Origin of the sequence: Streptomyces sp. NPDC002935 (assembly GCF_040611295.1) — a bacterium.
GTDB lineage: Bacteria > Actinomycetota > Actinomycetes > Streptomycetales > Streptomycetaceae > Streptomyces.
The window spans coordinates 104,790-128,762 of record NZ_JBEXNW010000002.1; the positions used below are offsets into that span (position 1 = coordinate 104,790).

Annotated in this window: 18 protein-coding genes; 12 read left to right on the top strand and 6 right to left on the bottom strand. The window is 70.2% G+C overall.

What is annotated here, in order from left to right; translation table 11 throughout:
* Positions 1-67: 67 nt before the first annotated feature.
* On the bottom strand, positions 68-1,090 hold the full coding sequence (locus ABZX90_RS02695) for an NADP-dependent oxidoreductase (RefSeq protein WP_351134531.1): 1,023 nt from the start codon (positions 1,088-1,090) through the stop codon (positions 68-70).
* Between the two features lie 110 nt (positions 1,091-1,200).
* Between ABZX90_RS02695 and ABZX90_RS02700 the strand changes: the two genes are divergently transcribed.
* On the top strand, positions 1,201-1,650 hold the full coding sequence (locus ABZX90_RS02700; protein ID WP_351134529.1) for a MarR family transcriptional regulator: 450 nt from the start codon (positions 1,201-1,203) through the stop codon (positions 1,648-1,650).
* Positions 1,651-1,742: 92 nt separating this feature from the next.
* Here ABZX90_RS02700 and ABZX90_RS02705 read toward each other — a convergent pair whose 3' ends face one another.
* The gene (locus ABZX90_RS02705; RefSeq protein WP_351134527.1) at positions 1,743-2,498 is read right to left on the bottom strand and encodes a hypothetical protein; all 756 of its coding nucleotides are present in this window, start codon (positions 2,496-2,498) and stop codon (positions 1,743-1,745) included.
* 252 nt (positions 2,499-2,750) lie between these two features.
* Here ABZX90_RS02705 and ABZX90_RS02710 point away from each other — a divergent pair, with 252 nt between their 5' ends.
* From ABZX90_RS02710 to ABZX90_RS02760, 11 genes are all read left to right on the top strand, one after another.
* A complete protein-coding gene (locus ABZX90_RS02710; RefSeq protein ID WP_351134525.1) occupies positions 2,751-3,908 on the top strand; it encodes a mandelate racemase/muconate lactonizing enzyme family protein in 1,158 nt (385 codons plus the stop codon).
* Complete coding sequence (locus ABZX90_RS02715) at positions 3,905-4,909, top strand: alcohol dehydrogenase catalytic domain-containing protein (protein ID WP_351134523.1); 1,005 nt, start codon at positions 3,905-3,907, stop codon at positions 4,907-4,909. The genes ABZX90_RS02710 and ABZX90_RS02715 overlap by 4 nt, the downstream gene beginning before the upstream one ends.
* 117 nt (positions 4,910-5,026) lie before the next feature.
* Positions 5,027-5,995, top strand: a complete 969-nt coding sequence (locus tag ABZX90_RS02720; RefSeq protein ID WP_351134521.1) for a hypothetical protein — start codon at positions 5,027-5,029, stop codon at positions 5,993-5,995.
* Positions 5,996-6,132: 137 nt separating this feature from the next.
* Positions 6,133-7,251: a multiple monosaccharide ABC transporter substrate-binding protein gene (gene chvE, locus ABZX90_RS02725; protein WP_351134547.1), complete on the top strand. Its 1,119-nt coding sequence runs from the start codon at positions 6,133-6,135 to the stop codon at positions 7,249-7,251.
* A gap of 32 nt (positions 7,252-7,283) precedes the next feature.
* Entirely contained in the window at positions 7,284-8,834 is a 1,551-nt protein-coding gene (mmsA, locus tag ABZX90_RS02730; protein WP_355201021.1) for a multiple monosaccharide ABC transporter ATP-binding protein, read from the top strand.
* Positions 8,831-10,075 carry a multiple monosaccharide ABC transporter permease gene (gene mmsB / locus ABZX90_RS02735; protein ID WP_351134518.1) on the top strand — a complete coding sequence of 415 codons (1,245 nt, stop codon included), beginning with the start codon at positions 8,831-8,833 and terminating at the stop codon, positions 10,073-10,075. Before mmsA ends, mmsB begins: the two co-directional genes overlap by 4 nt.
* Positions 10,076-10,129: 54 nt before the next feature.
* Positions 10,130-11,275 carry an aldose epimerase family protein gene (locus tag ABZX90_RS02740; protein WP_355201023.1) on the top strand — a complete coding sequence of 382 codons (1,146 nt, stop codon included), beginning with the start codon at positions 10,130-10,132 and terminating at the stop codon, positions 11,273-11,275.
* Between the two features lie 160 nt (positions 11,276-11,435).
* Complete coding sequence (locus ABZX90_RS02745; RefSeq protein WP_355201025.1) at positions 11,436-13,130, top strand: histidinol-phosphate transaminase; 1,695 nt, start codon at positions 11,436-11,438, stop codon at positions 13,128-13,130.
* 436 nt (positions 13,131-13,566) lie between these two features.
* Positions 13,567-14,835, top strand: coding sequence for an extracellular solute-binding protein (locus ABZX90_RS02750; RefSeq protein WP_355201300.1), 1,269 nt, complete (start codon positions 13,567-13,569; stop codon positions 14,833-14,835).
* Positions 14,836-14,938: 103 nt separating this feature from the next.
* On the top strand, positions 14,939-15,727 hold the full coding sequence (locus ABZX90_RS02755; RefSeq protein WP_355201027.1) for an intradiol ring-cleavage dioxygenase: 789 nt from the start codon (positions 14,939-14,941) through the stop codon (positions 15,725-15,727).
* A 270-nt stretch (positions 15,728-15,997) separates the two neighbouring features.
* On the top strand, positions 15,998-18,991 hold the full coding sequence (locus ABZX90_RS02760; RefSeq protein WP_355201029.1) for a beta-galactosidase: 2,994 nt from the start codon (positions 15,998-16,000) through the stop codon (positions 18,989-18,991).
* On the opposite strand, the gene ABZX90_RS02765 is transcribed toward ABZX90_RS02760, so the two are convergent.
* The 4 genes from ABZX90_RS02765 to ABZX90_RS02780 all read right to left on the bottom strand — a co-directional run bounded on the left by ABZX90_RS02765 (position 18,988) and on the right by ABZX90_RS02780 (position 23,827).
* On the bottom strand, positions 18,988-20,490 hold the full coding sequence (locus ABZX90_RS02765; RefSeq protein ID WP_355201030.1) for an alpha-N-arabinofuranosidase: 1,503 nt from the start codon (positions 20,488-20,490) through the stop codon (positions 18,988-18,990). The two genes, ABZX90_RS02760 and ABZX90_RS02765, sit on opposite strands and share 4 nt — an antisense overlap.
* Before the next feature lie 202 nt (positions 20,491-20,692).
* Positions 20,693-21,622, bottom strand: coding sequence for an SMP-30/gluconolactonase/LRE family protein (locus tag ABZX90_RS02770; RefSeq protein WP_355201032.1), 930 nt, complete (start codon positions 21,620-21,622; stop codon positions 20,693-20,695).
* Positions 21,619-22,392, bottom strand: a complete 774-nt coding sequence (locus ABZX90_RS02775; protein ID WP_351119396.1) for an IclR family transcriptional regulator — start codon at positions 22,390-22,392, stop codon at positions 21,619-21,621. The genes ABZX90_RS02770 and ABZX90_RS02775 overlap by 4 nt, the downstream gene beginning before the upstream one ends.
* Positions 22,393-22,645: 253 nt before the next feature.
* Positions 22,646-23,827, bottom strand: a complete 1,182-nt coding sequence (locus ABZX90_RS02780; RefSeq protein WP_351119772.1) for a helix-turn-helix domain-containing protein — start codon at positions 23,825-23,827, stop codon at positions 22,646-22,648.
* Positions 23,828-23,973 lie beyond the last annotated feature (146 nt).

Sequence of the window (23,973 nt, forward strand, 5' to 3'; positions counted from 1 at the left end):
CGGGGTGCGGCCTCCGCCGTGTGCAACGAGCGCCGTCAGGCAGGCGTCACGGTGATGTCGCCGTGGGTCAGAGCTTGACGATCATCTTTCCGATGTTGTCGCCGCGCAGGACGCCGAGGAAGGCCTCCAGGTTGTTCTCGATGCCCTCGACGACCGTCTCGTTGTACTTCAGCTCTCCGGAGCGGACCCAGGCGCCGACCTCCCGCACGAACTCCTGCTGGAGGTCGTAGTGGTCGCCGACGAGGAAGCCCTGGATACGGCCGCGGGTCTGGATCAGCCGCGCCAGGTTCCTGGGGCCGGGGACGGGCTCGGTGCTGTTGTAGACGGAGATCATGCCGCAGACGGCGATGCGTCCGTCCCGGTTCAGCGAGCCGATGGCGGCCTCCAGGTGGTCACCGCCCACGTTGTCGAAGTAGACGTCGACACCGTCGGGGGCGGCCTCGCGCAGCTGCTGGGAGACCGGGCCGTTCTTGTAGTTGAAGGCGGCGTCGAAGCCGTACTCCTCGACGAGCAGCTTGACCTTCTCGTCGGACCCGGCGGAGCCGATGACGCGCGAGGCGCCCTTGAGCCGGGCGATCTGGCCCACCTGGCTGCCGACGGCACCGGCGGCGCCGGACACGAAGACGGAGTCGCCCTCCTTGAAGGAGGCCGTGCGCAGGAGCCCGGCGTAGGCGGTGAGGCCGGTCATGCCGAGGACGCCGAGGTACGTCGACAGCGGCGCGGCCTCCGGGTCCACCTTGACGGCCTGCTTGGCGTCCACGACGGCGTACTCGCGCCAGCCGAGGAAGTGCAGCACGTGGTCGCCGACGTCGATGCCCTCGGCGTTCGAGGCGATGACCTCGCCGACCGCGCCGCCCTGCATCGTCTTGCCGAGCTCGAAGGGGGCGACGTAGGACTTGGCGGCGCTCATGCGGCCCCGCATGTACGGGTCGACGGACACGTAGGCGTTCCGCACCAGGACCTCGCCCGGACCCGGCTGCCGGACGTCGGCCTCGACCAGGGCGAAGTCCGCGGGCTCGGGCCAGCCGACCGGACGGCTGACCAGGTGCCATGCGCGGCCGACGGAGGGGAGCTGGGGGGTCTCGGACATGAGGGTGCGCCTTTCAGGGTGACCGGCGAGCGGCTCTAATACTTCAGTACCTGAAACAACCATGCTCCTGAATATTTCATGATGTCAAGTAACGCGGTACGCTCGGAGGCATGGCCACCCATAAGAGACCTCGGATCGACCCCTTGACCATGGAGGTCGTCGAGCTGATCGGCACGGTCGTGGCCCGCTATCACGAGGAGTACGAGGACGCCGCCGCCGAGCACGCCCTCACCGGCGCGCAGGCGCGGCTGCTGAGCCTGCTCTCGCTGGAGCCGCTGCCGATGCGCCGCCTGGCGCAGCAGCTGAAGTGCGAGCCGTCGAACGTCACGGGGATCGTGGACCGGCTGGAGACGCGGGGTCTGGTGGAGCGCCGCCCGGACCCGGCGGACCGCCGGGTGAAACTGGCCGCGGCGACGGCCGAGGGACGCCGGATCGCCGGGGGGCTGCGCGACTCACTGGACTTCGCCCGCGAGCCCCTCGCGGAGCTGTCGGACCAGGAGCGGCTGGCACTGCGCGACCTGCTGCGCCGCATGCTGGGCGCGGACGACGGCAACGACTGAGGGCGTCGGCCGGGGCACGGTGGGCGCCCGGCGGACCGCAACACCTCACGGAACGGGGGCAGTCGCCGACCCGGTGAACCGCCAGGCAGGTCCTAGGTGCACCACCACAGGAAGCGGTCGCAGGTCTCCGAGGACGAGGGGGCCGGTGCGGGGCCCGAGGTCGCCGGTGCCGCCGTGGCGGATCCCGACGGCCGGGGGGACGAGGAGACGGACGGGGCCGGAGTGAACCGGCCCGGGAGCGTGCCCGCGCTCGCCGACCCCGCACTCCCGGAACCCTTCCCGCTCGTCGCCGAGGGAGATATGGAGGGCGACGCGGAGGCGGAACCGGAGGACGACGCCGAGGCGTCGGGCGTGTCACTGGCCGAGGCACTGGCGGACTCGGACGGGGCGCGCTTCGCGTGCGAGGTCGCCGCCGAGGCGGAACCGTCCGCCGACTCGCCTCCCGCCGCCGCGGGGCTGGGGCCCAACCCCGGTGCGTCGACGCCGAGTTCGGCGAGGCTCAGACCGCCGCCCGCGAGAACGAAGCCCACCGCGACGAACAGGGTGCGGCGTCGCCGCCGACGGTGCGCGGCGGCCTTGCGGTCGCGCCGGCTGGTGCCACTCGGGGCGTCCGGGCCCTGCGGACCGCTCGGACTCCCGGCATCCCGGCCACGGCCGCGTCGCCGGGCAGCCTTCCCGGAGCGCTCATCGGCGTCGCCCTCGTCGTAGTACGCGTCGGCGTCGGCGCCCGATTCCGGGCGCGCGTCGGCGTCTTCCGCGTCCGCGCCGAGTTCGTCGACCGGGGTACCGCACCCAGGACAGGCGAGGGCGCCGTTGAGGTGCCTTCGGCACACGTGGCAGTAGTCCATGACGCGGGAAGACTAAGTTCGCCGCCGGTAACGTTCCTAGGCGCAGTTGTGAATGTTCTGTACGGAATCCTTCGTTCCGGTCCGTCGTACCCCGACACCTCCGAACATTCCCCGCCATCCTGCGCCCATCGCGGCGAAACCGTTATGCGTCCGACCCATTGACACTCCGGGGGCCGCGTCCTTACTGTCACGCCAGCATTTCGAACGTGTGACGAAATTTCGAACAGAGCTGAAGCACAGGGGGCATCTGCCGTGCGCATCACGGGAATCACCACACACGTGGTCGGGACACCCTGGCGGAACCTGACCTACGTCCAGGTGCACACCGACGAGGGCATCACCGGAGTCGGCGAGACCCGCATGCTGGGCCACACCGACGCGCTGATCGGCTATCTGCACGAGGCGCAGGCCAACCATATTCTCGGTTCCGACCCGTTCGCGGTCGAGGACCTGGTCCGCCGGATGAAGTACGGCGACTACGGGCGCGCCGGCGAGATCGTGATGTCCGGCATCGCGGTCATCGAGATGGCCTGCTGGGACATCAAGGGCAAGGCCCTCGGGGTGCCCGTCTGGCAGCTTCTCGGCGGCAAGGTGACCGACAGGGTCAAGGCGTACGCCAACGGGTGGTACACCACCGAACGGACCCCGGAGGCCTATCACAAGGCCGCGCAGGAGGTCGTCGCCCGGGGCTACAAGGCCCTCAAGATCGACCCCTTCGGCACCGGCCACTTCGAGCTCGACCACGAGGCCACCCTCTACTCGGTGTCGCTCATCGAGGCGGTGCGCGACGCGATCGGGCCCGAGACCGAGCTGATGCTGGAGATGCACGGCCGCTTCTCGCCGTCGACCGCCGTCCGGCTGGCCCACGAGCTCGCGCCCTTCAAGCCCGCGTGGCTGGAGGAGCCGGTGCCGCCGGAGAACCTCAAGGCGCTGGAGAAGGTCGCCGCCAAGGTCGACATCCCGGTCGCCACGGGTGAACGGATCCACGACCGCATCGAGTTCCGCGAGCTGTTCGAGAGCCAGGCCGTCGACATCATCCAGCCCGACGTCGGTCACATCGGCGGCATCTGGGAGACCCGGAAGCTCGCCGCCACCGCGGAGGCCCACTACGTCCTGGTCGCACCGCACAACGTCGGCGGCCCGGTCCTGACCGCCGCCTCCCTCCAGGTCGGGTTCACCTCCCCGAACTTCAAGATCCTGGAGCACTTCAACGACTTCGCGGACGCGGAGATCAAGAAGGTCGTGAAGGGCGCTCCGCAGGTCGTCGACGGCTACTTCGAGCTGTCGCACGAGCCCGGTCTCGGCGTCGAGCTGGACGTCGACGCGGCGGCCGAGTTCCCGCAGCAGCAGGCGCGGTTCGACCTGTGGGCCGACGGCTGGGAGCAGCGCAAACCCAAGGGGGCGCAGTGAGCACCGCGGTCGTCATCGAGGGGCCGGGCGAGCACCGGCTGACCCCGCACGAGCCGGTTCGGCCGTCTGCGGGCGAGGCGCTCGTACGGGTGCACGCGGTCGGCATCTGCGGCAGCGACCGCGAGGTCTACCAGGGCAACCGGCCCGAGGGGTACGTCCGCTACCCCCTGACCCCGGGTCACGAGTGGTCCGGCACCGTCGAGGAGGTCGGCGCCGGTGTCCCCGGGGCGCTGGTCGGCCGCAAGGTCGTCGGTGAGGGCTTCCGCAACTGCCAGGTCTGCGACCGTTGCCACGCGGGCGAGACAACGTTGTGCACGGCCGGGTACGAGGAGACCGGGTTCACCCAGCCGGGCGCGATGGCGAGCACGCTGACGCTGCCGGCGCGGCTGCTCCACGTCCTGCCCGACGACGCCGATCTGACCGCCGCCGCCCTGCTCGAACCGGCCGCCTGCATCGCGGCCGCCGCGCTCAAGGCGAACGCGCGGCCCGGTGAGCGCGTGGCGGTGGTGGGCACCGGAACGCTCGGCATGTTCGCCGTGCAGTTCCTGAAGGCGGGTTCCCCGGCCGAGCTGCTCGTCGTGGGCACCCGCCCGGACCGGGCCGCGCTGTCGAAGGACTTCGGCGCCACCGACTTCCGCACCAGGGACCAGCAGCTCCCCGACGACTTCGACGTCGTCATCGAGACCGCCGGGTCCGCGTCCGCCGCGCGCACCGCCGCCTCCCTGCTGCGGCGCGGCGGACGCCTGGTCCTCACGGGGATCCCGGCGCCGGGTGCCGAGGGACTCGACCCGACCGATCTCGTCGTACGGCAGCTGGAGGTGCACACCGTGTTCGGGGCGCCGCCGGAGGCCTGGGCGCACACGGTGCGGGTGTTCGGCGCCGGCCTGCTGAACCCGTCGCCGCTGGTGACGCACGAGCTGCCGCTCGCCGCGTTCCCCGAGGCCATCGAGTTGGTGGGCTCCGGTGATCCCAAGGTCGGAAAGGTCCTGCTGAAGCCGTGACCGCCTGAGCCGTACGCCGGTGCGGAGTTCCTGACGGTTCCGTACCGGCGTACACCCGGCCCCCGCACACCCATCGCCGCGAACCTTGCCCGAAATTTCGAACATGAAGGACACCTTGTGACCGACGCCTCCCCTACGGCAGCCCGTCGACCCGGTGAGCAGGTGCTCTCCGCGCTCGGTCTGGGCGCGCCCGCCCTCTCCCCCGCCGACGCCTCGCCGCACACCTTTCCGGAGGGCGGTCGCTGGCGGACCGAGGTTCCCTCCGTGGAGGGGCCCGAGGCGCTCGCCGTGGTCCTCAAGGAGGCCTCGCGGCTCGATGTGCCGATCCACCGGATCAGCCAGGGCAGCGGTATCTGGATGCTGACCGATGCCGAGATAACCGAGATGGTCGAGGCCACCGGTGAACGCGACATCGAGCTCTGCCTGTTCACCGGTCCGCGCGGCATCTGGGACATCGGCGCCTCGGTCCGCACCGACTCGCGCGGCGCCGGGCTGCGTGCCCGCGGCCACGACGCCGTGGCGGGCTGTGTCGAGGACGCCGTCCGGGCGACGGAACTGGGCGTCAAGTGCCTGCTCGTCGCCGACGAGGGCGTGCTGTGGACGCTGCACCGGGCGCGGGTCGCCGGGATCATCCCGCCCGACACCACGTTCAAGGTCTCGGCGCTGATCGGTCCGGTCAACCCGGCCTCGTACGCCGTGTACGAGAACCTCGGCGCCGACTCGGTGAACGTGCCGAGCGATCTGACGCTCGATCACCTCACCGAGATCCGGCGGGTCTCCGCCGCCCCCATGGACCTGTACATCGAGGCCCCCGACGATCTCGGCGGGTACATCCGGATGTACGAGGTCGCCGAGCTGATCCGGCGCGGCGCACCGCTGTATCTGAAGTTCGGGCTGTCCAAGACGCCCGGCATCTACCCGTACGGACACCATCTGCGGGACCTGACCCTGAGCACGGCCCGGGAGAGAGTGCGGCGCGGCCGGCTCGCCCTCGACCTGCTCGCGCGGCACGGAGCGGACGGCGACATGGCGCCGCTCGGCACCCGTCTGCCCGGCAAGCTCACGCGGTTCGACACTCCCTCATAACGTTCGCACAAACCCCCTTCACACAAGCCGACACAGTCGCGCACAATCCAACACACCCCTTCTCGGCCTTCCTCTCTCAAAGCTCCCGGAGCATTCGAGTTCCGCGAGACCGAGCCCGGTCCAAGACATCAAGGATGATGATCATGCGTAACCGCAGAGCCGCTCTCACCGCCATAGCCGGAGCAGCATCCCTCGCCCTCGCCCTGACCGCCTGCGGCCAGAACGGCGACGGCGGCAGCAAGGACAAGTCGGGAGACACCAAGGGCGCCACTATCGGCATCTCGATGCCGACGAAGTCCTCCGAGCGCTGGATCGGCGACGGCAACAACGTGGTCAAGGACCTTGAGTCCAAGGGCTACAAGACCAAGCTGGCCTTCGGTGAGGACGACCCGGACCAGCAGGTCTCGCAGATCGAGAACATGATCACGCAGGGTGTGAAGGCCCTGATCATCGCGGCCATCGACAACAAGTCGATGAACAACGTGCTCCAGCAGGCCGCCGACGCCAAGATCCCGGTCATCTCCTACGACCGCCTGATCCTCGGCACCAAGAACGTCGACTACTACGCGTCCTTCGACAACTCGAAGGTCGGCGAGCTCCAGGGCAACTACATCCTGCAGAAGCTCGGTCTCGCGGACGGCTCCAAGAAGGGCCCGTTCAACATCGAGCTCTTCGCCGGCTCGAACGACGACAACAACACGAAGTACTTCTTCGGCGGCGCGATGAAGGTCCTGCAGCCGTACATCGACAAGAAGCAGCTCGTCGTCAAGTCCGGCCAGACCGCGCTGAACCAGGTCACCACCCTGCGCTGGGACGGCGGCACCGCCCAGAAGCGCATGGACGACATCCTGACCTCCTCGTACAAGAGCGCCCGGGTCGACGCCGTGCTCTCGCCCTACGACGGCATCTCCATCGGCATCCTCTCCGCGCTGAAGTCGGACGACTACGGCTCCAAGAGCAAGCCGCTGCCGGTCGTCACCGGCCAGGACGCCGAGCTCGCGTCGGTGAAGTCGATCATCGCGGACGAGCAGACGATGACCGTCTACAAGGACACCCGCCAGCTCGCGAAGGTCGCCGGGAACATGGTCGACGCCGCGCTCAAGGGCAAGAAGCCCGAGATCAACGACGACAAGACGTACGACAACGGCACCAAGGTGATCCCCGCCTACCTGCTGCAGCCGGTCAGCGTCGACAAGAGCAACTACGAGAAGGAGCTCGTCACCACGGGCTACTACAAGGACAGCGACCTCAAGTAACCGCCACCCCCTAGTGATTGGAAGGCACGACCATGGCGGGACCCGTCCTGGAAATGCGCTCGATCGTCAAGACCTTTCCCGGCGTCAAGGCGCTCTCGGACGTCACTCTGACCGTCCGGCAGGGCGAGGTCCACGCCATCTGCGGGGAGAACGGCGCCGGCAAGTCGACCCTCATGAAGGTCCTCTCAGGCGTTCACCCGAGCGGCAGTTACGAAGGGGACATCCTCTTCGAGGGGGAGGTCTGCTCCTTCAGGGACATCAGGGCCAGTGAGAACCACGGCATCGTGATCATCCACCAGGAACTGGCCCTGGTGCCCTACCTCTCCATCGCGGAGAACATCTTCCTCGGCAACGAGCACGCCACGCGCGGCATCATCAGCTGGACCGACACGCTGCGGCACGCCTCCGAGCTGCTGCGGCGGGTCGGGCTCGACGAGAACCCGCAGACCCGCGTCGCCGACATCGGCGTGGGCAAGCAGCAGCTCGTGGAGATCGCGAAGGCGCTGTCGAAGAAGGTGAAGCTGCTCATCCTCGATGAGCCGACGGCCGCGCTGAACGACGAGGACAGCGGCAAACTCCTCGATCTCATCCTGGAGTTGAAGACCCAGGGCATCACCTCGATCATCATCTCCCACAAGCTGAACGAGATCGAGCGGGTCGCGGACTCGGTGACCATCCTGCGCGACGGGCGGACGATCGAGACGCTCGACGTGAAGGCGCCGGAGACCACCGAGGACCGGATCATCAGCGGCATGGTCGGCCGTGACCTCGAACACCGCTTCCCGGAGCGGACACCGCACGAGCCGGAGGCGGGCGCGGCGCCCGCACTGGAGATCCGCGACTGGACCGTGTTCCACCCGATCGACCAGCAGCGCAAGGTGGTCGACGATGTGTCGATCTCCGTGCGGCGCGGCGAGATAGTCGGCATCGCGGGCCTCATGGGCGCCGGACGCACCGAACTGGCGATGAGTGTCTTCGGGCGCTCCTACGGCCGGTACGCGGGCGGCACGGTGCTCAGGGACGGCGACGAGATCCGTACGAAGACCGTGTCCGAAGCGGTCGGGCACGGGATCGCGTACGTCACCGAGGACCGCAAGCACTACGGGCTCAACCTCATCGACACCATCAACCGCAACATCACACTCAGCGCCCTGGACAAGGTCTCCAAGCGTGGTGTGGTCGACGAGCACGAGGAGCGGCAGGTCTCCGAGGGCTTCCGCACCTCCATGAACATCAAGGCGCCGACCGTCTTCGAGCCGGTGGGCAAGCTGTCCGGCGGCAACCAGCAGAAGGTCGTCCTCAGCAAGTGGATCTTCGCGGGGCCCGAGGTGCTGATCCTCGACGAGCCGACCCGCGGGATCGACGTGGGCGCCAAGTTCGAGATCTACACGGTCATCGACAAGCTGGCGGCCGAGGGCAAGGCGGTCGTCTTCATCTCCTCCGAGCTGCCGGAGCTGCTCGGTATGTGCGACCGCATCTACACGATGGCCGCGGGACGGCTGACGGGTGAGTTCTCGCGGGCGGAGGCCTCGCAGGAAACGCTGATGCGCCAGATGACGAAGGACAAAGAGGTAACCCGATGAGCACGGATGTGACCGCCAAGACGCCGGCCCCGGCGCCGGCCGACAAGAGCGGCTCGGACACGGGAGAGAACCTGTTCCAGCTGATGCTGGACGGCATGCGCCGCAACATGCGGCAGTACGGCATGCTGTTCGCCCTCGGCCTGATCGTGGTGCTGTTCACCGTGTGGACCGGCGGCGACCTGCTGCTGCCGCGCAACGTCTCCAACCTGGTGCTGCAGAACAGCTACATCCTGATCCTCGCGATCGGCATGATGCTCGTCATCATCGCGGGCCACATCGACCTGTCGGTCGGCTCGCTGACGGCGTTCGTCGGCGCGGTGGGAGCCGTGCTGATGGTCAACCACGACATCCCCTGGCCCATAGCCCTGGTGATGTGCCTGGCCATCGGCGCGGCGGCGGGCGCCGCACAGGGCTTCTTCATCGCCTATCTCGGCATGCCGTCGTTCATCGTGACGCTGTCGGGCATGCTGATCTTCCGCGGTCTGACCGAGATCTTCCTCAAGGGCCAGACGATCGGCCCGTTCCCCGAGGGCCTGCAGAAGGTCGCCAACAGCTTCCTGCCCGAGGTCGGACCCACCACGAACTACCACAACCTCACGCTGCTGCTCGGCATCGGCCTGATCGCGTTCGTGGTGTTCCAGGAGGTCCGCGACCGCAAGCGGCAGCAGGAGTTCTCGCTCGACGTCCTGCCGAAGAACCTCTTCCTGCTCAAGCTCGTCGCGCTGATCGCCGCCGTGCTCACCGTCACCATGCTGCTCGCCAGCTACAAGGGTGCTCCGGTGGTCCTGCTGATCCTCGGGGTCCTGGTCGCCGGCTTCGGCTACCTGATGCGCAACGCGGTCATCGGCCGGCACATCTACGCGATCGGCGGCAACCTTCCGGCGGCCAAGCTGTCGGGTGTGAAGGACAAGAAGGTCACCTTCCTGGTCTTCCTCAACATGGGCATGCTCGCCGCACTCGCGGGCCTGGTCTTCGCGGCCCGCTTCAACGCGGCCTCGCCGAAGGCGGGCCTGAACTTCGAACTCGAAGCCATCGCGGCCTCGTTCATCGGCGGTGCGTCGATGAGTGGCGGCGTGGGCACGGTCCTCGGCGCGATCATCGGTGGTCTCGTCCTGGGCGTGCTGAACAACGGTATGAACCTCGTCGGCATCGGCAGCGACTACCAGCAGGTCATCAAGGGTCTCGTCCTGCTGGCAGCGGTCGGCTTCGACGTGTGGAACAAGCGCAAGGTCGGTTCGTAAGTCAGCCGGGGCCCCGCCGAGAGACGGGGCCCCTCCATTGGGCAGGAGCCGCACATGGAAACGAGCAGACGTACGGTCATAGCAGCGGCGGCGGCAGCGGGAATCACCGCGGCCACCGTCGGCACGGCGCACGCCTCGGGCGGCAGGAAGCCCGAGAAGGAGCTCTTCGGCAGGCTCGCCGACGGGACGAAGGTCCACCGGTGGTCGCTGCAGAACGGCGGGACACGGCTCAAGGTCCTGTCGTACGGCGGAATCGTCCAGTCCCTGGAGATCCCCGACCGGCACGGCAGATACAAGAACGTCTCGCTGGGCTTCGACAACATCGACTCCTACGTCGCCGGCAGCCCGTACTTCGGCGCGCTGATCGGCCGGTACGGCAACCGCATCGCCAAGGGGCAGTTCACCCTGGACGGCAAGAGCCACCAGCTCTCCGTCAACGACGGCGTCAACAGCCTGCACGGCGGCGCGAAGGGCTTCGACAAGCGCGTCTGGGACGTGGAGGGTTTCACCTCCGGTTCCGACGTCGGACTCGTCCTGCACTACACGAGCGTCGACGGCGAGATGGGTTACCCGGGCACGCTCAGGACGAAGGTCACCTACACCCTGACCAGGCACGGCGACTGGCGCGTCGACTACGAGGCCACCACCGACAAGGCCACCGTCGTCAACCTCACCAGCCACGTCTACTGGAACCTCACCGGCGAGGGCAGCGGCTCGATCTACGACCACGAGCTGGAGATCTCGGCCGCCCGCTACACCCCCGTCGACTCGGGTCTGATCCCGACCGGTGAACTGGCCAGGGTCGCCGGCACCCCCTTCGACTTCCGCCGGACGAAGACCGTCGGCGAGGACATCCGCCTCGCCCACCAGCAGCTCCTGTACGGCAAGGGCATCGACCACAACTGGGCCCTCGACAAGGGCATCACGGCGAAGCCCCAGCATGTCGCGACGCTCCGCGACCCCTCCTCCGGGCGCACCCTGAAGATCGCGACGACCGAGCCCGGCCTGCAGTTCTACTCGGGCAACTTCCTGGACGGCACCCTGGTCGGCACCGGCGGCCACATCTACCGCCAGGGCGACGCCCTGTGCCTGGAGACCCAGCACTTCCCGGACTCCCCGAACCATCCGTCGTTCCCGTCGACGGTGCTGCGGCCCGGACAGACGTACCGGACCAGCACGGTGCACTCGTTCGGTTCGTGACCCGGCTTCACAGCCGGTTCACAAAGTCCACACGATTGCGCAGCGATTGAACAGCGCCACATCCGTATCCGTATGAAAGGGCGGCCCGTGCTCCCCCGCGCGGGCCACCCAAAGACGGAGGGCCCGTCCTCCCCAGCGGGCTCGCCCATACGGAGGTTCCATGGCCGGCAATGTCACCTCGCTCTTTCGCGGCACCGCGGCGCACAGCCCGTCGATGGCCGCACTGACGCGGGAGGGCGACGGAGCCGGGCCCGTGGATTTCTGTATTCCGTGCAACCCGTACTTCCCCACCCCCGCGATGTTCGACGAACTCGCGAGCCGGTTGCGCGAGATCATCACCTATTACCCGAGCAGCGCCGACACGATCACCAGTGAACTGTGCTCGCTGCTCCAACTTCCGCCGCAGTGCGTCGCGATGGGCAACGGGTCGACCGAACTCATCACATGGATCGATCACTTGCTGGTCCGTGAGTCCCTCGCGATCCCCGTCCCCACGTTCGGCCGCTGGACCGACCAGCCGATGGAGACCGGCAAGCGGGTCGACATGTTCCCGCTCCAGGAGTCCACCGGCTTCGCACTCGACCTCGCCGCGTACGCCAAGTTCATCCGCGCCCGCGGCACCAAGGTCGCCGTCATCTGCAACCCGAACAACCCCGACGGCGGCTTCCTGCCCCGCCAGTCCGTCATCCAGTTCATGGACGCGATGGCCGACCTGGACCTCGTCATCATCGACGAGTCGTTCCTGGAGTTCGCCGACGCCGAGTCCGAGCCCAGCGTGGTCGAGGACGCGGTGATGCGGCCCAACGTCATCGTGCTGCGCAGCCTCGGCAAGAACTTCGGTCTGCACGGCATCCGCTTCGGCTATCTCGTCGCCAACCCCGCGCTCGCGGGCAAGGTCCGCTCGATGCTGCCGAAGTGGAACCTCAACTCCTTCGCGGAGACCGTGGTGTTCATGCTCAAGAACCACGGCGCCGAATACATGGAGAGCCTGCACATGGTCCGCCGCGACCGGCTCGACATGGCCCGCCAGCTCTCCGCGCTGCCCGGTCTGACGATCTACCCCTCGCAGGGCAACTTCCTGTTCGTACGCCTCCCCGTCGGCGCCGAAGGCACCGTGGTCCGGGACCGGCTGCTCACCGAGCATCGCATCCTGGTCCGCGAGTGCGGCAACAAAGTCGGTTCGTCCAGCCGCTTCCTGAGACTCGTGGTGCGCCCCCAGACGGATGTGCGTCGCCTGGTGTCCGGCCTGGAGCAGGTGCTCTACGGGTCCAGGAGGGGAACCGCCGTACCCGAGCTGAGCCAAGGGACCGGCTACAGCTCGGGTACGGCGGCGGTGGACCGGCTCGTCGGCGCGACCAACGGAGCGGGCATGCAGGGGCTGGCCGCCCAGGCGAACGCCTGGCCCGGGCAGCCCGCTCAGGTGCAGCCCGCGCCGGCGCCCGTCCCGCAGCCGATCCTGCCGCCCGCGCAGCCCGCCGCCCAGCCCGCGCGCCCCGCCGCGGCCGCCTACCCCGCCCAGCAGCCCGTCTCGCCCTATCCCGCCCCGCAGCAGCCCATGGCGGCCTCGAACTACCCCGCTCCGCAGCCCACCGCCTGGCCGGCCGCGGCCCAGGGCCCGGGTGCGATGCCGGCTCAGATGCCCCCCGCGGCCATGCCCGCCCCGGCCCAGCCGGCGGGTCTCCAGCCGGCCGCCCAGACGGGTATGCCCGGGATGGCCAACGCCGCCTCCATGGGCGCGCAGGGAGGCCTGACGGCGGCCCAGGTCCGCGGCAGGACCCAGCCGGAGCCGCCGCCACCGCAGTCGGACGGCGGCTGGGGAGCCGTGGGCGCGATGCTGTACAACCAGGCCGGCTAGGGCCTGTCCGGCGGATCATGCCGGAGACGCGGGGCCTGGCACCCCCTCCCCCAAGCTCTTCGAGCAGGGGGGACCCCCAGCTGCGTTGTCGTCGGTTGCCGATGCTCCGCATCGACGCCCTCCTCCGCCTTGCAGCTGGACGCACCAGACCCCGCTCACGTGCGCTGATCAGGCGCCGCAGGTTTCCTCCGACCTGATCCGCCGGACAGGCCCTAGGCCACTCACATCAGGGCGGACACCCGACGACCGGCCACGGGCCGACCGCCGGGAACCGCCCGTGTCCGGCGGCGCGGACGGGGCGAAGGTGCTGGTGTGCCGCCGGTGACACACCGCCGGAACCAAAACGCAACCGTCGCGGCCCTGTGCGCCGCCCGCCTCCCGGCCTACGATCGACGCTCTTCATCTACGCGCGTCGAGAATGGCTGGAACAGGGGTGATGGCCGTGCGTCGCAGTGCCCGGATCATAGGGACGATGGTCGCCGCGCTCGCGCTCGTGGCGGGCGCGGGCGGCTGCGGCGCGGGGTCGGGGACAAAGGACGCGAAGGCCACCACCCTGACCGTCGTCGCGACCAACTACGGCGACAGCGTCCACAAGAACTCCCAGGGCTACTGGGACCGGGTCGGGCTCGCCTTCCAGGCCACTCACCCCGGCGTGCGGGTGGTGACGACGGTCTACCCGGCCGACACCGTGGACGCGAAGGTCGCCGCGCTGGTGAAGCGGGGCAAGGCACCCGACGTCGTACAGACCGGCAGTTTCGCCGAGTACGCGGCCGCGGGGAAGCTGTACTCCGCCGACGAGCTGCTCTCGATCCCCGTCCAGGCCGGGTTCGTGCGGAGCCTCGCCGATGCGGGCAAGGTCGCGGGTACCCAGTACGGGCTGCCGTTCACCGCGAGCACCCGGCTGCTCTACTACAACAAGGACCTGTTCCGGCAGGCGGGCCTCAAAGCCCCGGCCACCTGGCAGGAACTCCTGGTCGACGCGCGCGTGCTGAAGGCCCGGGGCGTCAAGTACCCGATCGCGCTCCCGTTCGGGCCCGAGGAGGCGGAGGCGGAGACCCTGGGGTGGCTGCTGGCCGGAGAGGGCGGCTACACCAACAACGCCGGAAGCTACGACCTCGCCTCCGACGCCAACGTCTCGACCCTCACCTGGCTCAGGTCGAACCTCGTCGAGGCGGGCCTCACGGGCCCGGTCGCGCCCGGCCGCCTGAACCGCGGCGCGGCGCTCACCGCCTTCGTGGACGGCGAGGCCGCGATGGTCAACGCCCCGCTCTCCCTGATGCGGCAGATCGAGGACTCGTCGACGCACGTGTCCTACGGCACCGTCGCGCTGCCGAGCAGGACCGGCAAGACCGTGCCGACCATGGGCACCGCCGACTGGATCACCGCCTTCAAGCAGGGCGGCCACCGCGAACTGACGGGCGCGTTCCTCGACTTCCTGTACGGCGACAAGTACGTACGCGAACAGGCCGCCGAGTACCAGCTGCTCCCGGTCACCGCGTCGGTGAGCGCCCGCATGCGCGCCGACGGCCGTTACAAGCGCCTCTGGAACGGCCTCGACGCCCTGGGCAACGTGAGCCTGTATCCGCTCTCCGAGACGAGCTGGTCGCGGGTGTCGGCCGCGATCCGGTCGAAGATCGGCGCGTCCGTCGCTCCGGGCGGCGACCCGAGGGCGGTCCTGACGTCGATCGCGAAGACGGCACGCTGAGCCGAGGCCGACCGCGCAACCTGTCCAACAAGGAGCTTGACGTGCTGTCACTTTGCGGAACTGACAGCTCACGGACAGCCTCCCCTCCTACGGTGCCGTGTTCATGACAAACACCCCCGCGAAAGACATGTCAGAGGCCCCGGTCGGGCGCCGCACCGTACTGATCGCCACGGGCGCCACGGCCGCGGCCCTGGCCGTGGGCGCCGCGGCACCCGCCGCCCCCGGCACCGACACCGACACCGACACGGCCGACGCGACCCCGGTCGCCGCCGCGGCCGTCTGCACCCTCACCAAGGAGATGACCGAAGGCCCCTACTACCTCGACGGACAGCTCGTCCGCGCCAATGTCACCGAAGGCAAGGCGGGCGCCCCGCTCAAGCTGGTGCTCACCGTCGTCGACGACGACACCTGCGTGCCGATCAGCAACGCCCTGGTCGAGATCTGGCACTGCGACGCGCTCGGCGAGTACTCCGGCTTCGTCGGCAACAACGGCCACAGCGAACCGGACGACGGCACGTTCCTGCGCGGCGGCGTCCTGACGAACACGTCCGGCGTCGCGAACATCACCACGATCTACCCAGGCTGGTACCGGGGCCGCTGCGTGCACATCCACGTCAAGGTGCACACCGGCGTCACCCTCACCTCCGACGGCTCCTTCACCGGCGGCAGGGAACTCCACACCGGCCAGCTCTTCTGCAGCGAGACGATCACCGCGGCCATGGCCAAGGTGTCCCCGTACTCCACCAACACGGTCACCCGCACCACCCTCGCCCAGGACTCCATCTACGACGACGGAGGCGCCTCCTCCGGCCTCCTCACGCTGACGGCCCTCGGCAGCACCACCTCCGCCGGATACACCGGCACCCTGACGCTCGGCGTCGAGACGAGCTGACCCGCCCCTTCCCCCCACGGAGGCCGGGGGCGGCCCGTGATCGTGCGGGCCGCCCCCGGCCACGACGGACGGGCGGCCCGGGGCCAGGGGCCGTCGTTCCGGCGTTCCGCACCCCTCGGCGGGCGCCCATCCCGCGTAATCCGCCCGCGCCGTGATCGTCATATGACGATCGGATGACCCGCTCCTGTGGACAATGGCCGCACCTTCCCCCGGATCCTCGGGCTCGGCCCGACCGGGGGAACCCCCATCGCCGTCCCCGGGAGGACCCGCATGGTGTTGAGCAGACGTACCTTCAGCGCACTCGCCGGCACCGCCGCGCTCGGCTTCTCGCTGAGCGGCAGCGGGGGCATCGAGGCGTGCGCGGCCGGAAGGGCGCCCCTCGCACCCACCGGGCCCGCGCCCGCACCGCCCAGCGCCGACGGCCGGTCGCACACGGTCGGCTTCGACCGGTACTCGATGCTGATCGACGGGCAGCGCCTGGTGATCTGGTCCGGGGAGGTCCACCCGTTCCGGCTGCCGAGCCCGTCCCTGTGGCGGGACGTCCTGCAGAAGCTGCGCGCCCACGGCTACAACGCGATCAGCATCTACGTCGCGTGGAACTACCACTCCCCCGCACCTGGGCAGTTCGACTTCACCGGGGTCCGCGACCTCGACCTGTTCCTGCGCACCGCCGCCGAGACCGGGCTGTATGTCATCCTGCGCCCCGGCCCGTACATCAACGCCGAGGTCGACGCGGGCGGCTTCCCCGGCTGGCTGACGGCCACCCCCGGCGTCGCCCGCACCTCCGACCCCACCTATCTCCAGCACGTCGACGCCTGGCTGACCGCCGTCGACCGCATCGCCGCCCGCCACCTCTACACCGACGGCGGCGGCACGATCGTCCTCTACCAGCTGGAGAACGAGTACGACAACCATGTGACCGAGCCCGCGGGCCGCGATTACATGGCGCACCTCTACGCCAAGGTGCGGGCCGACGGCATCGACGTACCGCTCTTCCACAACGACAAGGGCAGGAACGGCCACTGGGCCCCCGGCACCTTCGACATGGGCGGCGAGCGGGGGCGTTACCTCTACGGCTTCGACGGCTATCCCTCTCCCTCCAAGACGCCACCGGACTGGGGCCACTTCGGCATCGGCGGCGCGAAGGGCGGCTCGACCGCCAGTCCGGACACCCCGGGGTTCATCCCCGAGTTCGGGGGCGGCTGGTTCGATCCGTGGGGCGGGGCGGAGTTCGACGGCCTGGGGTACGCGGGGTCGCGCATCACCCGGAACGCGGCCTACGAGCGGCGCTTCTACCTCACCAACCTCGCCAACGGCATCACGATCCACAACGTCTACATGACCTTCGGCGGTACGTCCTGGGGCTGGCTGCCCGCGCCGGTCGTCTACACGTCGTACGACTACGGAGCCGCCCTCGACGAGGCCCGGCAGCCGACCGAGAAGCTCGTCCCGATGCACCAGCTCGGCCAACTGCTGCGTTCCGTGCCCGACTTGGCGAAGCTGGACCGCGGCGAGGAGATCCCCGACGACGACACGGGTGCCGACCTCGGCATCAAGGCGTACCACCTGGTCAATCCGGACACGAAGGCGCACTTCCACGTGCTGCGCAACGACTCGTCCACCGAGGCCGTCGCCTCCGTCCCGCTCGCGGGGACGACCGTCGCGGTGCCGGTGCCCGGCCTCGACGCCCGCCTGGTCGCCGCCGGAATCTCCCTGGGGCGGTGGAAGTTGAGCTACTCCACCGCCCAGCCGATGCTGTGGCTGACCGCCGGGCGGCAGGACATCGCGGTGTTCACCGGCCGGGCGGGCGAGTCGACGCGCACCTGCCTGGAGTCCGCGAGCGAGCCGACCGTCACCGTGCTGGAGGGGGAAGCCGGCCACACGTACCGGGACGGAGTCCTGCGGATCGACGCCCGGCTCGGCGGCATCACCCGGGTCCTGGTGAAGGGCGGTGGCATCGCCGCCCCCCTCCTGCTGCTGCTCGCCGACGACGAGAGCTCCCGCCTGCTGTGGCGGTACGACACCCCGTCGGGTCCGGTGCTGGTGCGCGGCCCGGCGCTGCTGCGCACGGCCGCCCTGCGCGGCACGGCCATCCATCTCACCGGGGACACCGTACGGGCGGCGGACCTGGAGGTGTGGGGGCCGCGCGGGATGAGTGAACTCGTCTGGAACCAGCGCACGTTGAGGGCCTGTGCCACCGCCTCCGGGAGTCTGCGGGCCGAGCAGCCGCTGGCCGGGGTGCCTCCGGTGCGGCTGCCCGCGCTGACCGACTGGCGCCGGGCCGACGGGAATCCCGAGTCGGCCACCGATCACGACGACACGGCGTGGCGGGTCGCGGACAAGAAAACCTCGTACAGCGTCACGCCCGTACCCGCCGGGCAGCCGGTGCTGTTCGCCGACGACTACGGCTTCCACTACGGCGACGTCTGGTACCGGGGGCACTTCGCCGACGCGGCCAACGCCGAGTCGGTGTCCCTCTCCTATGTCGCGGGCACTCAGGGGCTGTTGATGGCCTGGCTGGACGGCGAGCCGCTGGGCACGCACCGGATGCCGGTGCCGGACAAGAAGACCGTGCGGCAGGGGACCTGGGCGGCCACCGCCACCTTCCCCGTCCGGCCGCGGGCCGGGCACCCCCGTGTGCTGTCCGTCCTGGTCCGGCGTATGCAGCACGACCAGGACGGCAAGGCCGACGACTCCCACAAGGTGGCCCGGGGTCTGACGGCCGTCACCTTCACCGGGGCGGCTCCCGCGGTCGGCTGGCGTATCCAGGGCACGGCGGCCCCCGATCCCGTACGTGGACCGCTCAACACCGGAGGTCTGCACGGGGAGCGGCACGGCTGGCATCTGCCGGGGTTCGCGGACGGCCACTGGAAGGTGGTCGGCTTCCCGCGCGCCGAGCGGCGCCAGGGGGTCACCTGGTACCGCACCGGCTTCCGGCTCGCCGTCGACTCCGGGGTGGACGCCTCGATCGGGCTCACCCTCACCGACGACCCGGCTCGCGCCTATCGCGTCCAGCTCTTCCTGAACGGCTGGAACATGGGCCAGTACATCAACGACGTAGGGCCCCAGCACACGTTCGTCCTCCCCAACGGGGTTCTGCGCACACGGGGGCTCAACACACTGGCCCTCGCCGTGCTGTCCGACGGGACCACCGCCGCCGGACCCGGCCGGGTGGAACTGACGCTGCTGGGCAGCGCGGCCGGAGGAGTACGGGTGACCCCGGTGGACTCCCCCGGCCCCACGACCGCCCAGGGCCGGTCCTAGGCGAGCCGGATCACGTTCCAGGACAGCGGCTCCAGGACGGCGCTCAGCGTGCCGTCCCGGAGCGTGGTCCCCTCCACCGGGTGCGGGGTGACGCGCTCCTGGTCGTGCAGGGTGTTGGTGGCGTCCGGGTCGGCGTCGGCGATCGCGCTGTGCTCGACCACCGTCGTCAACCCCATCCGGTTCAGGGCGACTTCGAGCGGCAGCGGCTCGGTCTGACCGCGGTTGACGGCGAAGACGGTGACCGAACCGTCCTCGGCGCGTACCGCGGTGGCGTGCAGCAGGTCCGCCTCGCCGTACTTGCGGGTCGGGTACGTCGGCGAGTCGACCCGGACGTCGAGGACCCTCCCGCGTCCGTGCGCCGAGGCCTGCGCGAACGGATAGAACGTCGTCTGCCGCCAGGCCGGTCCGCCCGGTTCGGTCATGATCGGCGCGATGACGTTGACGAGCTGGGCGAGGCAGGCGACGGTCACCCGGTCCGCGTGCCGCAGCAGCGCGATGAGCAGCGAACCGAAGACGACCGCGTCCGTGACGGAGTAGGCGTCCTCCAGCAGACGCGGGGCCTCCTGCCAGTCCTCGACCGGGTGCGGGTTGGGCCGGCTCTGGTACCAGACGTTCCACTCGTCGAAGGAGAGGTCGATCTTCTTCGCGGACTTCAGGCGGGCGCCCACGTGGTCGCAGGTGGCCACGACGTTCTCGATGAACGACTCGGTGTCGACGGCGGAGGCGAGGAAGGAGTCCCGGTCGCCGTCGGTCTCCTCGTAGTAGGCGTGCAGGGAGATGTGGTCGACGAGCTCGTACGTCTCGGCCAGGACCGTCGACTCCCACTCGGCGAAGGTCGGCATCCCCTGCCCGGAGGATCCGCACGCGACGAGTTCGAGGTCCGGGTCCATCTGCCGCATCGCGCGGGCGGTCTCGGCGGCGAGCCGGCCGTACTCCTCGGCGGTCTTGTGGCCGGTCTGCCAGGGGCCGTCCATCTCGTTGCCGAGGCACCACAGCCTGATGCCGAACGGGTCCTTGTCGCCGTGCGCGATCCGCAGGTCGGAACGGGCCGTCCCGGAGGGGTGGTTGGCGTACTCCTGGAGTTCCAGGGCCTCGGCGACACCCCGTGTGCCGAGGTTGACGGCCATCATCGGCTCGGCCTGCGGGCCGATCTTCCTGAGGAAGCCGATGTACTCCCTGAGCCCGAAGCGGTTGGACTCGGTGGAGCGCCAGGCGAGGTCCAGTCGGCGGGGCCGCTCCTCGGCGGGGCCCACCGAGTCCTCCCAGTTGTAGCCGGAGACGAAGTTGCCGCCGGGGTAGCGGACGGCTGTGACACCGAGCTCGCGGACCAGCTCCAGCACGTCCGTGCGCAGGCCTTCGGCGTCCGCGGCCGGGTGGCCGGGCTCGAAGATGCCGGTGTAGACGCAGCGGCCGAGGTGCTCGACGAAGGAACCGAAGAGACGGGGGTTGACCTCGCCGACGGTGAAGGCGGGGTCGAGAGCGAAGCGGGCGGTGCGCATGGTGTCCTTTCGGGGGCGCCTGGGGTGGGAGCGGCTCCCACTGTTCGAGATTTCGACAGATGATCGCAAATTCGAACGGGACCGTAGACAGGAAGCGCTTACCAGTCAATGGTTTACGCAAAAACGTTGGCGCGAAAACGCCAAGTCCCCGCCCGGTGACCGGCACCTGGGCGGGGACTCGCGGCGGGGCTGGGTGCGCCGGCTATCCGGCGAACTCCGGCTGCGGCAGGCCCTTGCCCGCGCCCGGGACGACGAGCAGGGAGCCGGACATCGGGTGCGGTGCCGTGAGGCCCGTACGGGCGGTGGTGATGTACAGGTCGGTGAGGTCGGCGCCGCCGAACGCGCAGGAGGTGGGGCGGCTCACCGGCAGGTCGATGACCCGGTCCAGCGCGCCGTCCGGCGTGTAGCGGCGGACCGCTCCGCCGTCCCAGAGGGCCACCCAGACGCAGCCGTCGGCGTCCACGGCCAGACCGTCGGGGAAGCCGGAACCGTCCTCCACCGTCGCGAACGGGCGTCTGTCGACCGGGAGCCCGTCGTCGGCGATGCCGAAGACGTCGATGCGCCTGGTCGGTGAGTCGACGTAGTAGACACGGCGGCCGTCGGGGCTCCAGCCCGTGCCGTTGCTGACGGCGACATCGTCGAGGATCGCGTGGACCGTGCCGTCGGGGGCGATCCGCGACAGCGTGCCCCCGCCCGGTGCCTCGTCGTAGCGCATGGTGCCGCACCACAGCGAGCCGTCGGGGGCCACGGCGGCGTCGTTGGCCCGGCGACCGGGCACGGGCTCACGATGCAGCCAGCGGAACGTGCCGCCGGTCCTGTCGGACCCCTCGCCCTCCTCGTCTCCCTCAGTCCTCTCCACCTTTCCGGCGCCGGTGGACCCGCCGGACGCCGTCGGCCCGTAGAGGCCCACTCCGTCACGGAGGTTGACGACCAGGCCGCCGCCCGCGCGGGGCTTGGCGGCACCCACGTGCTGCTCGGTGGTCATCACCGTGCGGCGCCCGGAGGCGGGGTCGTAGGTGTGGACCCGCGAGCCGAGGACATCGACCCAGATGAGCCGGCGCGCCCGGACGTCCCAGGTCGGACCCTCGCCGAGGGCCGCCTGCGCCGGGACCGCGACCTCGAGGGCGGTCATCGCACGTTCCGGTGGCCGAGCCGCTCGGACAGTTCCGCGGCACCCTTCGCCGCGAGCTGCTCCAGCTCGACACGGCGCTCGTCGCTCCAGCGGATCATCGGTACGGAGATCGAGAGCGCCGCGACGACCTGCCCGGCACGGTCGCGGACCGGGGCGGCGACACAGCTGACGTCCGGGTTGGACTCGCGGCTCTCCACGGCGATCCCCCGACGGCGGATCTCGGCGAGGGCCTCGCGCAGCGCGCCCGGCTCGGTGATGCTGTTGGGGGTCATCGCGACGAGGTCGGCGCCGTCGGGGACGCGTGAGCTCAGCTCCGGCTCGGAGAGGGAGGCGAGCAGCATCTTGCCGACGGAGGTGCAGTGCGCGGGAAGGCGGCGGCCGGCCGCCGAGACCATCCGGACGGCGTGCGTCGAGTCGACCTTCGCGATGTAGATGACGTCGGTGCCTTCGAGGATCGCCACGTGCACGGTCTCGTCGCAGGTCTCGGCGACGGAGCGGGCGACCTGCTGGCCCTCGGCCGCGAGGTCGAGCTGCTCGGCGTAGCGGCTGCCGAGCTGGTACGGGCGTACTCCGAGCCTGTAGCGTCCCGGCTGGCCGGGCACCTGCACGATGTACGAGCGGGCGGCGAGCGTGGTGACCAGTTCGTGCACGGTCGTGCGGGGCAGCTGGAGCCTGCGCACGATGTCGGGGGCGGAGAGAGTCCCGTCCCCGTCGAGGAAGAGCTCCAGTATGTCCAGAGCTCGGGTCACGGCAGGTACGAGGCGTCCCACAACCGGCTCCCTTATGTTCGAAATTTCAACAGACGATCGGCATGACGAACACAGGCTAGTCATACTGACCTTGGCCGGGCAATGGTTTGGGGAGTGTCCCCGGCCCGGAGAGCCCCACGACACCCAACGACAGCCCATGACAGCCCTACGGCGAGCCCCGCGACGGGCCCCACGACAGGCCCCACGAGGAGCCCCGCGACGGGCCCGTACCTGGCACGACGGCCCGGTGGACGGGAGTCGGCGCCGGGCCCGGTCAGCGGCGGGGGCGGGGGTCTCCGAGCTCGCCGCGGAGACGTTGCGCGCGCAGCACGAGCTCCAGCTCGAACCGCCGGTCGGGGTCGTCGATCTCGTCGCCCCACAGTTCTCTGATCTGCCGGAGGCGGTAACGGACGGTCTGCGGGTGGACACCGAGACGGGCCGCGACCTCGGGGGCGCCGCCCCGGGTCTCCAGCCACGCCAGCAGGGTCGCCGCGAGTCTCCGGCCGTGCGTGGGCCCGCAGTGGGCGAGCGGTTCCAGGCAGCGCAGGGCGAGATCGTCGATCAGCTCCTCGGGCTGGAGCAGCACCAGCGCCTCGGTGTGTTCCGTGCAGTGCAGGACCTCACCGGGCGGGAGCAGCCCCCGCTCCATGAGCCGTACGGCGGCCTCCGCCCAGCGCAGCGACTTCGCGGCGTCGGCGAGCGGCACCGGCGGCCCGATCGCCCCGGCCCAGCCGGTCAGCGCCCGGTGCAGCAGCTCGGGGCGGCCCGCGGCGTCCGGCTCGGGCACGACCATGCGCGGCTGCTCGTACTCCATGTCGAGCAGCACACTCGGTCCGACGGCGGGCGCGACCGCTTCCCGGGCGGGCCGCAGCAGCACTCCGACGGCCAGCCGGTCGGGCAGCGGCCAGCCGATCCGGGCGGCCCGTTCGACTAGCGCCTCGGCGAGATCGCCGCGGGTGTGGTCCTCGGAGAGCAGGAGCTCCATCAGGCGCCGCTGGAGACGCAGCCGCTCCCCGGCCTGCCGGGCCGCCGCCTCCGCGTAGCCGCGTACGGACTGGTCGACGAGACCGTCCAGGTACTCGTATCCCGCGTCGACGAGCTCGTACATCGCCGGGGGCGGGATGTCGACACGCTGCCCGATCTCCGCGAACCGCCGCCAGGCGAGTCTGACCCCCAGCCGGTAGATCGCCTGGAGCGAGTCGAGGCTGCGGCCGTGCATGCCCTCGCCCCGGCCGAATTCCTGGAAGACCTCGGGGTGGACGCGCGGGCGGCCCTCCGCCGTCTCCAGGTGCTGCACGAAGACCTCGATGGCGCGGCGGATGCCGACCAGGGCCATGGGCTCGCCGGAGTCGTCGAGGACGAGGGGCAGCTGCGGGTACTCGCGACGGATCTCGCGCAGGATCTCCTCGGCGAGCACCGGCGCCTCTGCCATGGCGATCGTCGCGAACTGCCGCACCTGGAGACGGGGAACGTCGTGCCAGGCCGAGCGCGCGGTGCCGGGCCCCGGGCGGCCCTGCGCCGCCCGGTCCGCCTCGGGGGCAGCGCTGACCGTGCCGGGCGGGCCGGCGCGGCCGGTGCCCGGCGGGCCGGCGCGGCCGGTGC